Below are 240 nucleotides of genomic sequence, written 5' to 3'. Positions count from 1 at the left end.
CCACTGAGTAGCAATGCTCCCTCGCTCGACTTTGAGATCATTTATTTCAAGCGTATTGCCACCAGTATTACCAGCTTTTCCAGAGTAAATTAGAACATATGGCGGATTTGTGGGATTACTGTCCGCATTAACTACAATAGTTTTAGATTCTCTTGAGCCAGATTTTATCCAGACGTCATCTGGGTGGTCGTCATAGCATGTATTAGTATCTGCTGACATAATTGTTGCTTTGTATTGACC

At 40.8% G+C, this 240-nt stretch carries 1 protein-coding gene; it reads right to left on the bottom strand.

Features of this window, described 5'->3' with window-relative positions; translation table 11 throughout:
- Positions 1-219, bottom strand: a 219-nt coding sequence (locus AC2FA3_RS15590; RefSeq protein WP_490510387.1) for a hypothetical protein, incomplete at its 3' end; no start/stop codon positions are given.
- Between the last annotated feature and the right edge of the window lie 21 nt (positions 220-240).

It is taken from the genome of Janibacter sp. CoH_79_TC_3, from assembly GCF_058197955.1.
Note: the sequence above shows the minus strand (reverse complement) of the source record. Positions and strands in the feature narration are given on the sequence as shown.